The organism is Nonomuraea composti, assembly GCF_012034275.1.
Classification (GTDB): domain Bacteria; phylum Actinomycetota; class Actinomycetes; order Streptosporangiales; family Streptosporangiaceae; genus Nonomuraea; species Nonomuraea composti.
This window is the reverse complement of record NZ_JAATEP010000112.1, coordinates 1-9616: the sequence shown is the minus strand read 5'-3', so window position 1 is coordinate 9616 and position 9616 is coordinate 1. Positions and strand designations below refer to the sequence as shown.

The window sequence follows — 9616 nt, the reverse complement described above, 5'->3', positions numbered from 1 at the left end:
AAGGCAGCGGCCGGAGCCGACGCCCTTGATCGTGCCCGTGGCCGGCGGGTTCGGGTCGCCGCCGCCCAGGCGGGTGAAGAAGTCCCAGACCACCGGCCTGGTCCACGAGTTCTCGCCGGGCTCGAAGTCGCCCGGCCGCCCGTCCACGGGGCCGGGGGTGTGGCCCGCGTCGAACGCCGCCCACGCCACCGGATAGCCGCTGCGGCACCCCGAGTAGTAGGTGACGACGTGCGTCAGGCTGCCCTGCGCGGGCTCCGGCGGGTTCTGCGCCGTGCAGCCGTTGTTCCTGACGAAGCGGTCACGCAGCGACCGGCCCGCCGAGATGTTCAGCACCGGGTCGCGCAGGCCGTGCAGCCCGATGTACGCGACGGGCTCCGTGCCGCCGCTGCACCCGCTGAGCTGTGCGCCCGAGTAGACCGCGACCGCGCGGAAGACCGACGCCCTGGCGCACGCCAGCGCGTAGCTCATGCCGCCGCCGTAGCTGAAGCCCATGGCGAAGCGCTGCGTGGTGTCCACGCACAGGTCCGCCTCGATCCTGCGGATCATGTCGTCGACGAACGTGATGTCCTCGCCGCCCGAGTTGGCCCAGCCGTTGCCGAGGCCCTGCGGCGCCACGAAGATCGCGGTGTTGTTCGACAGCGCTCTGAGCCCGTAGTAGGACCACGGGTAGCCGCTGGTCCCGCCGCCGTCGACGTCGCCGGCGGTGCCGCCGTTCCAGTGGAATCCGAAGATCAGCCGGTAGGGCGTCGTGTTGGAGTAGTTGTCGGGAATTCGCAGGATGAAGCTGCGGTTCTTGCCGCTCGTGGTGATCGACTGGGAGCCGCTTCTCAGCGTCGGGGTCTTACCGCATCCCGCGGTGGGGCCGGCCATTGCCGTTTGCGCCATCGCCGTCTGCGCCGCGGCGGGGACGATGAGCAGAACCGCGGAAAAGACGGCGGTGAGAAACAATCTGAGCCTGGACATCACGCACATTCCTTTGCCGTTCTCGTGATGACACGCATGCGGGGGAAGCCGTGCGGGCGCACCGAATTCGCGCCGCGCCTGAACCGGCCGGATTTTCGCGATGTTAGCGCTAACTAAACTGCCGCCGAATCGACGTTCTCCTTTCTTCGGGGCGGCTGGCGGTGATGGTGCAGCGGAGCAAATCCGACCGTGACAAGACCTGTCAAGGCGCGGCCCGCCGGGGGTCGGGAGCCGGTGCGGGCAAGCGCCCGCGCGCTCCTCCGCCTGACCAGGACAAGCGGCCGCGGCCGCCGCCGATCCGGGGGCGTGAAACTTTCAGCGCCGCAGCCGCACGGGATCGGCCGTCCCGCTGCGGCGCACGATCCAGGCCTCGGTGATGTGCTGGAACATCGCCTCGGCGGCCCCGCCGGGGTCGTGCGCGGCGATGCGCTCGTAGATGCGGCGGTGGCCGAGGTTCGACGCCACGCACAGGGCCCGCTCGGTGCGGCCCAGGTAGCGGGCGGTGTTGACCACCTGGCCCTCCAGCGACCGCACGACGGCGCGGGCGATCCGGTTGCCCGACGCCCGCATGATCGTGTCGTGGAAGGCGCGGTCGCTCTCGGCGTACGTGGCCGGGTCGTCCACCAGCTCGTCCATCCGGTCGACCAGCTCCCGCAGCCGGTCGACGGTGTCGGGCCCGGCCAGGCGGGCGGCGACGTTGGCCATGTCGGACTCCAGCACGCGCCGCGTCACGACGAGGTCGTCGAGGATCGCCAGGCTCTCGTCCTCGGCGATGGTCGCGGTCAGCACGAGCTCGTCGAGCAGGTCCCACGTCGCCGGCGGGGTCACCATGGTGCCCGAGCCCTGACGGACCTGCACCAGCCCCTTCTCCTGGAGGATCTTCACGGCCTCGCGCACGACGGTGCGGCTCACGGAGAACGCCTCGCACAACGCGGGCTCGGGCGGCAGCACCGTGCCCGGCGGGTGGACGCCGCGGACGATGCGCTCCACCAGCTCGGCCGTCACCGCCCTGGCCAGACTCGCCGGGCGACGCACCCAGGCCGGTGGCGCCGGGACACCCCCGGACGTTTCCTGAGATGCCGTCATTTCGCCTCCGGTGCCCTGGCAAGCCAGTATACGCGCCCCCTCTTGCCGTCAGACGTCATACGAATTACGTTTGCGGGCAGTCGGCCGGACCCAGCGGCCGCTCCGGGAAGCGGGCAACGATGAAGCAGCGAGCGTTATGGTCGGCCCTCATCGCCGCGGCACTGGCCGTGGCCGGCTGCGGGAGCGCGACCCGCACGGACACCCCGTCCGGCGACCCCCAGCAGAAGCAGCGCAAGCTCGTGGTGTGGGACTGGAAGTCCGGCGAGCCGGCCGCCGCCACCTACATCGAGCAGGCCAAGGCCGACTTCGCCAAGCGGCACCCGGAGGTCACGGTCGAGTTCGTCGCCCAGCCGTTCGACCAGTACTACACGCTGCTCGGCACCGCGATCCAGGCGGGCAAGGGGCCCGACGTCATGCTGTTCAACGGGGGCGGGCAGATCCGCGACCGGGCCGGCGCGCTCCTCCCGCTCGACGAGTACGTGGCCGGCGACAAGAGCCGGCTGGCCGGCTGGGAGGCGTTCAGCAAGGACGGCAAGGTCTACGCCGCCCCGGTCACCCTGCAAGGCCACCCGATCTACTACAACAAGGCGCTCTACGAGAAGGCCGGCCTCGACCCCGCCACCCCGCCCAAGACCTGGGACGAGCTGGTCACCGGCTGCGCCGCCATCAAGAAGGCGACCGGGGCCGCCTGCTTCGCGCTCGGCAACAAGGAGGGCTTCGGCATCCAGTTCTTCCTGTCCGGCCTCGGCTCCGGCATCCTGACCCCCCGCGAGTACGACGACTGGATCGCCGGCAAGCGCGACTGGGACTCCCCGAACGTGCGGCGCGTCTTCGAGCTGTGGAAGCAGACCGGCGACAAGGGGCTGAACAACGACGGCGCCAACTCCACCGCCATGTTCAGCGACGTCTTCACCGTCTTCGAGACCGGCAAGGCCGCCCACATCATCGGGCTGATGTCGGACGTCGGGCACTGGAACGACTTCGCCGAGTTCCTGCCGCCCGACAAGATCGGCGTCATGACCGCCCCGGTCGTCACCGAAGGGGCCACCCCGAGCCTGCCGTACGACGGCGGCATCGGCTACGCGGTCGCCAAGTGGACCAAGGACCCCGCCCTGGCCGCCGACCTCGTACGCTCCCTCACCTCGACCGGCGCCCTGACCGCCTTCTACCAGAAGGCCGGCGCGATCGCGTCCGACACCACGATCGACGTCACCCAGGCCGGCCCCGCCGTCGCCGCGATCGCCTCCGAGATCAAGAGCGGCCGGCCCGCTCTGCACGTGGCGCTGTCGTCCAAGACCCTCGACCTCATGGGCCGGCTGTCCCAGCAGCTCCTCAGCGGCTCGACCACCGTGGACAAGGCGGTGGAGCAGCTGGCCGCCTCCGACCGGAAGGGCTGACCGCGTGCCGATCGGAGCACCGCCGCGCGCCCATCAGCGCAGCCCGGCGATCGCACGGCGGCAGGGAGGATCCCACCGGGACGCGCGCAAGGTGCGGGCCGAGCGGCTCGCGCCCTACGTCCTGGTGGCCCCCGCCGTCCTGATCATCGTGGCGCTGCGCCTGTGGCCGCTGGCCCTGGGCGTCAACTTCTCCTTCACCGGCGACGGCGACCTCAACGGCACCCCCGTCGGACTGGGCAACTACCTGGAGCTGGCCGCCGACCCGCTGTTCCGCGTCTCGCTGCGCAACGTCGGCCTGCTGGTGCTGCTGCTCCCCGTGGCGGTGGCGATCCCGGGCCTGCTCGCCACCTTCATCTACCTGCGCGTGCCCGGCCACCGCGTCTACCGCAGCGTCTACTTCTTCCCCGCGGTGCTCTCGCCGGTGATCGTCGGTGCGATCTTCAACCTCATGCTCGGGTACGACGGCCCGCTGAACTCCCTGCTCGGGGCCTTCGGCGCCGGCCCCGTGGACTGGCTCGGCGACCCCGGCATCGCCATGTTCACGGTGACCGGCGTGCACATCTGGGCCACGTTCGGGATGGCCCTCGTGGTGTTCCTGGCCGGGTTCAGCACCCTCGACGCCACCCTGCTGGACGCCGCCCGCGTGGACGGCGCGTCCCTCGCCCGGACCATCTGGCACGTGATCATCCCGAGCCTGACCCGCACCATCCAGTTCGTCTTCGTGACGACGATGATCGGAATGCTGACCTCCATGTTCGGCCTGCTCTTCGTCATGACCAGCGGCGGCCCGGAGGGGTCCACCTACCTGCCGGAGTACTACATCTGGCACCAGCAGGGGCAGATGAACCGGCCGGCGCTCGCCTCGGCCGCCTCCACCGTCCTGTTCGTCGTCATGCTCGTCGTCGGGCTGCTGCAGATCACCCTGCTCCGGCGGACCGGGAGGCAGGACTGATGCCCGGTACGCGCCTGGCCAGGTGGGCGGCCGCCGTCCCGATGGCCGCCCTCGCGCTGGCGACGATCTACCCGCTCGTGTTCACCGCCAACGTCGCCATGAAGACCCGCCGCGACTACGTCCTCGACCGGTTCTCCCCGGCGGCGTCCCCGCGCTGGGACAACCTCGCCGAGGCGTGGGCCGGCGCCGGGATGGCACGCTACTTCGTCAACTCGTTCGTCGTCGTCGCGTGCGCCGTGGCCCTCCTGCTGCTGCTGGGGTCGATGGCCGGCTTCGCGCTGGCCCGGCTGCGCTTCCGCGGCTCCTCGGTGATCTTCCTGGGGTGCCTCGCGGGGCTGTTCGTCCCGTTCCAGGTGATCATGGTGCCGCTCACCAGGGTCATGGCCGACACCGGGCTCGTCGACACCTACCCCGGGCTGATCCTGGCCTACGTCGCCCAGTTCCTCCCCTTCACCGTCTTCCTGATGACCAGCCACTACCGGACCATCCCGGCGGAGATCGTCGACGCGGCCAGGATCGACGGCAACACCGTCTACGGCGTCTACCGGCGCATCATGCTCCCGCTCGGCGCCCCCGCGCTGCTGTCGGTCGGCATCCTCGACGCCCTGTTCTGCTGGAACGACGTGCTCATCGCCCTGCTCATGATGCCGTCACCCGAGCACCGCACGCTCATGATCGGCGTCAACGCGCTGCGCGGCCAGTACTCCGACGACATCCCCACGTTCGCCTCCGGGATCCTGATCGCCGCGGTGCCCGTGCTGATGATCTACCTGTTCCTCCAGCGCCAGATCGCCGACGGCGTCACCGCCGGCTCCACGAAGGGCTGACATGCGGATCACCGGATATCGCACCATGACCACGGTCCAGGAATGGGGCCGGCCCGTCGGAGACGTCAACGGGGTCTTCGCCGACGGGGCCGTCCCCGTGCCGCTCGTCCTCGTGGACACCGACGAGGGCATCACCGGCGTCGGCCTCGGGCCGCACGTGGAGATCGAGGCCGTCTTCGCCGCCATCGAGGGCGAGGACCCGCGCGGCGTCACCGCGCTCTACGACCGCATGCTGCGGCGCACGTTCAAGGCCGGCCACGCCGGCGCCGTCTTCGGCACCATCGGCGCGCTCGACACGGCCCTGTGGGACATCAAGGCGCAGGCCGCCGGCGAGCCCCTGTGGCGCCTGCTCGGCGGGCGCGACCGGCAGGTGCCCGCCTACGCCTCCGGCCTCGACATCGGCCTCACGGACGACGAGCTCGTCGCCGTCCACCAGGAGTACGCCCGGCACGGGCTGCGCGCCGCCAAGCTCAAGGGCGGCCTCGACATCGAACGCGACCGGCACCGCCTCACCCTCGTCCGGGACGTCCTCACCGAGGCGGGGCACGGCGCGCGGCCCGGCCTGATGCTCGACGTCAACGAGGCCTGGACCCGCAAGCAGGCGGTCCGGCACGTCTGCGAGCTCGAACGCGCCCTCGACCTCACGTGGATCGAGGAGCCGGTGCGGCGCTGGGACGCCGAAGGGCTCGCCGCCGTCGGCCGCGGCATCCGCGCCTCCGTCGCCACCGGCGAGAACCTCACCGGGCTCGAACAGTTCCGCCCGCTGCTGGCCGCCGGCGCCGTCGACATCGTCCAGACGGCCGTCGTCTGGGGCGTGTCCCACTTCCTGCGCGTCGCCGCCCTGGCCCACGCCCACGACCTGCCCGTCAGCCCGATCGGCGCCACCCCCGTCCCGCTGCTGCACGCCGCCACGTCCGTCCCCAACCACCTGGCCAGCGAGCTGCAGGACCTCCACCCGCCGCGCGGCCTGTCCCTCGACCTGCACATCGAGGACGGCGCCTTCATCCTCGGCGACTCACCGGGCCTGGGCATCACGATCGACGAACGAACGATCGACACCTCCGCCCGCCACCCCTCCACCCGCGCCGCGGAGGGCCCCCACATCCGCCCCGAACACGCCGGCCGCCGCCTCCTGGCCGTCACCGGCAACTCCCGCCCGGCGCGGCGGCCAGGATGACCCAGGCCAGGATGACCCAGGCCAGATCGGACCGCAGCCCACCGCGCCCCCCGCCCACCACCGCCCCTGCGCAGGCCGCGCCCGCCTGCCGGCCACCGCCTGCCCCACGCCCCACCAGCCGCCCCCACGCCGGTGCGCCTGGCCGAGGTGGGGCGGGCGGGTCAGTGGGAGGAGAAGAAGAGGCGCTGCTGGATCTCGCGGCGGTAGTCGTCGAGGGTGTTGTCGATGTGCGTGGCCGCCGATTGGGCCGCCGCCTCCGGGTCTCCGGCGCGGATGGCCTGGTAGATGGCGTCGTGCTCCTCGACGGCCTTGGCGGCGTGCCCGCCGACCGAGCCGCGCAGCCCGATGAGGCTCGACTGCGCCTGCAGCCGGCGCGCCTCCCGGACGGCGACCTGGAGGAACATGTTGTGCGAGGCGGTGGCGATGGCGGTGTGGAAGGCGTCGTCGCCCTCGTTGAACAGCTCCTCCCGCCCGGTCTCGAAGCCGTGGCGGCACACGCCGGCCGCTTCCTCGATGGCGCGCAGCTCGGCGGGGGTGGCGCGGCGGGCGGCGAGCCGGCTGGTCTCCATCTCCTGCGCCCGGCGGAACTCGAACAGCATGTAGACGTGGTCGAGGTCGGTGGGGAGGAAGAAGGACCCCCAGCGCCCGGTGCCGAACATGCCCTCGTCGTCGGCGACGTACAGGCCGCGGCCCTTCTGGGCGCGCACGCGGCCGAGCGCGGAGAGGATCTTCACCGCCTCGCGGACGACGGTGCGGCTGGTGCCCAGTTGCTGGGCCAGCTCGTTCTCGGTCGGCATGCGGTCACCGGGCCGCAGGCCGAGCCGGACGATCAGTTCGAGCACCTGCTCGGCCGCCACCTCGTAGCCCGGCCGGTATCCGCTCTCGCGCGGGGTGTCGGTCACCGTGCTTCCTCCTCGCCGTTCCCTGCATGAGTATGACTGATCGTCCGGCCCTCCCTCGGACGAGTCGTCCTCGATGTGTACGACACATATGAACGGTTCATTCGCGAGTGATCGCCACCGCCACACCCGGCCGCCGACAAAGCGCCAGGTAGATCGGCAAAACAACTCACCACAGTCGTACTAAAGGTGTGCGCATCGCGAAATAAGCGGGCTTAAAGTCTTGACGGATCTGCAAGATCCGAACGTAATGAGGAGCGAGGCCGGCGCCCCTACCCCCCAAAGGAACGACTGTGCCATTACCTTCGCGACCGCTCCTGATCGGCATCGTCACCGCCGCGCTGGCCGCGGCGTTCGCCCTCGTCGCCCCCGCCACCTCGGCGAGCGCGGCCACCACGACCCTGTACGCGGCCCCCGCCGGCACCGGCACCGCCTGCACCTCCGCCCAGCCGTGCGCGCTGTCCGCCGCGCAGGCGGCGGTGCGCTCGCTGAACGCCGGGATGTCCGGTGACATCGTGGTGGAGCTGGCCGGCGGGGTGTACCGCCTGTCCCAGCCGCTGCGGCTGACCGCCGCCGACTCCGGCACCAACGGCTACACCGTCAGGTGGCAGGCCGCGGCCGGCGCCACCCCGGTGATCAGCGGGGCCAGGGCGGTCACCGGCTGGTCCCTGGCCGACTCAGGGAAGAACATCTGGCGCGCCTCCGTCGGCGCCGGCATCGACAGCCGGCAGCTGTACGTGGACGGCGCGCTCGCCACCCGGGCGCGCACCGCCGTCAACCGCTCCGACTTCACGGCGAGCAGCACGGGGATGAGGTTCACCAGCGGCGCCCTGAGCTACCTGAACAACCTGGCGAACCAGGGCCGGATCGAGATGGAGAGCGTCGGCTCGTTCACCGACCGGTACTCCCCGGTGCAGAGCATCGCCGGCAACCTCATCACGATGAAGCAGCCCGCCTGGAACAACAACAACTTCGGCTACGACACCTTCACGAGCCCGCACCGGGCGGGGCCGCTCTACCTGGTCAACGCCTACGAGTTCCTCGACTCGCCGGGGGAGTGGTACCTCGACCCGGGGACCGGCGCCCTGTCCTACATCCCGCTCGCCGGGCAGAGCATGGGCAACGTCAGCGTGGAGCTGCCGGTGCTGCAGTCGCTGGTGCAGGTCGGGGGCACCTATGACGCGCCCGCCCACCACCTGACGTTCAGCGGCATCACCTTCACCGGCACGAGCTGGCTCGGCCCGAGCAGCGACCAGGGCTACGTGGACCAGCAGACCGGCGCCTACATGGCCGGCAACTGGAGCTGGCCCGCCTTCACCTCCTGCCACGAGGGCTGCCGCCAGTTCGAGGCGACCCGGCCGAACTGGTTCCAGATGCCCGCCGCCGTGCAGGTCTCCGCGGCCAACACGATCACGTTCACCGACTCGCGCTTCGTCAACCTGGGACAGACGGCGATCGGCATCGGCAACGACGCCAACGCGCACGCCAGCGGCGTCGGCCTGGGCGCCTCCGGCATCACGGTGACCCGCTCGGAGATCGCGCGCAGCTCGGCCGGCGGCGTCGTGGTCGGTGGCGTGCGCGCCGACGCGCACCACCCCAGCGACGCGCGGATGGTCAACCGCGACATCACGGTCAGCGACAACCGCATCCACGACCTCGGACTCGACCACCGCGGCATCGTCTCGGTGCTGACCACGTACGTCACCGGCACCGACGTGTCCCACAACGAGGTCTACAACCTGCCCTACACCGGCATGTCGATCGGGTACGGCTGGGGCTCCAACGAGCCGGGCGGCAGCACCCACTACGCCAACCGCGGCCTGTACGACTTCCAGCCCCGCTACACCACGGCCACCACCGCCTCCGGCAACAAGCTCGTCGGCAACTACGTGCACGACGTGATGCAGCAGATGACCGACGGCGGCTGCATCTACACGCTGTCGTGGAACCCGGGCGCGGTGATCAGCGACAACCACTGCCTGCGCACCAACGGCTGGTTCGGCGTCTACTTCGACGAGGGCTCCCGGTACTACACGGTCAGGAACAACGTCCTGGCGAACACCGGCACGTGGGCGACCGCGAACTACTGGGGCGGCGAGAACATGGGCAACTTCACCGTCACCGGCAACTGGTCGACCAACGGCAGCACCAACGTGACCAACGGCGACCGCGGCAACGTGGTGAACAACAACGTCACGGTCACCAACGGCGCCTGGCCGTCGGGCGCGCAGGCCGTGATCGCCGCCGCCGGCCCCCGGGGCGGGCCCTCGGGGAACACCGGTCCGATCAAGGGCGTCGGCTCCGGCCGCTGCCTG

General features: G+C 71.0%; 8 protein-coding genes. 5 read left to right on the top strand and 3 right to left on the bottom strand.

All coding sequences use genetic code 11. The features are described from left to right. Positions 1-963 (bottom strand): CE1 family esterase (locus HCN51_RS56985; RefSeq protein ID WP_428981593.1); only part of this gene is annotated, 963 nt, incomplete at its 3' end. A 315-nt stretch (positions 964-1278) separates the two neighbouring features. Beyond that, on the bottom strand, positions 1279-2049 hold the full coding sequence (locus HCN51_RS56980; protein WP_206069097.1) for a FadR/GntR family transcriptional regulator: 771 nt from the start codon (positions 2047-2049) through the stop codon (positions 1279-1281). A gap of 119 nt (positions 2050-2168) precedes the next feature. Here HCN51_RS56980 and HCN51_RS56975 point away from each other — a divergent pair, with 119 nt between their 5' ends. Genes HCN51_RS56975 through HCN51_RS56960 form a run of 4 tightly spaced genes read left to right on the top strand, consistent with a single transcriptional unit; the run spans position 2169 to position 6402 of the window. Further along, complete coding sequence (locus HCN51_RS56975) at positions 2169-3446, top strand: ABC transporter substrate-binding protein (RefSeq protein WP_168022109.1); 1278 nt, start codon at positions 2169-2171, stop codon at positions 3444-3446. Between the two features lie 4 nt (positions 3447-3450). Beyond that, positions 3451-4398: an ABC transporter permease subunit gene (locus tag HCN51_RS62880; protein WP_206069096.1), complete on the top strand. Its 948-nt coding sequence runs from the start codon at positions 3451-3453 to the stop codon at positions 4396-4398. Further along, a complete protein-coding gene (locus HCN51_RS56965; protein WP_080038188.1) occupies positions 4398-5225 on the top strand; it encodes a carbohydrate ABC transporter permease in 828 nt (275 codons plus the stop codon). Before HCN51_RS62880 ends, HCN51_RS56965 begins: the two co-directional genes overlap by 1 nt. 1 nt (position 5226) lies before the next feature. Then, positions 5227-6402 carry a mandelate racemase/muconate lactonizing enzyme family protein gene (locus tag HCN51_RS56960; RefSeq protein WP_168022108.1) on the top strand — a complete coding sequence of 392 codons (1176 nt, stop codon included), beginning with the start codon at positions 5227-5229 and terminating at the stop codon, positions 6400-6402. A 161-nt stretch (positions 6403-6563) separates the two neighbouring features. Here the strand turns inward: HCN51_RS56960 and HCN51_RS56955 are convergent, their stop codons facing one another. After that, complete coding sequence (locus tag HCN51_RS56955) at positions 6564-7304, bottom strand: FadR/GntR family transcriptional regulator (RefSeq protein ID WP_080038190.1); 741 nt, start codon at positions 7302-7304, stop codon at positions 6564-6566. Positions 7305-7594: 290 nt separating this feature from the next. Between HCN51_RS56955 and HCN51_RS56950 the strand changes: the two genes are divergently transcribed. Further along, a partial coding sequence (locus HCN51_RS56950; protein ID WP_206069095.1) for a hypothetical protein occupies positions 7595-9616 on the top strand: 2022 nt, incomplete at its 3' end.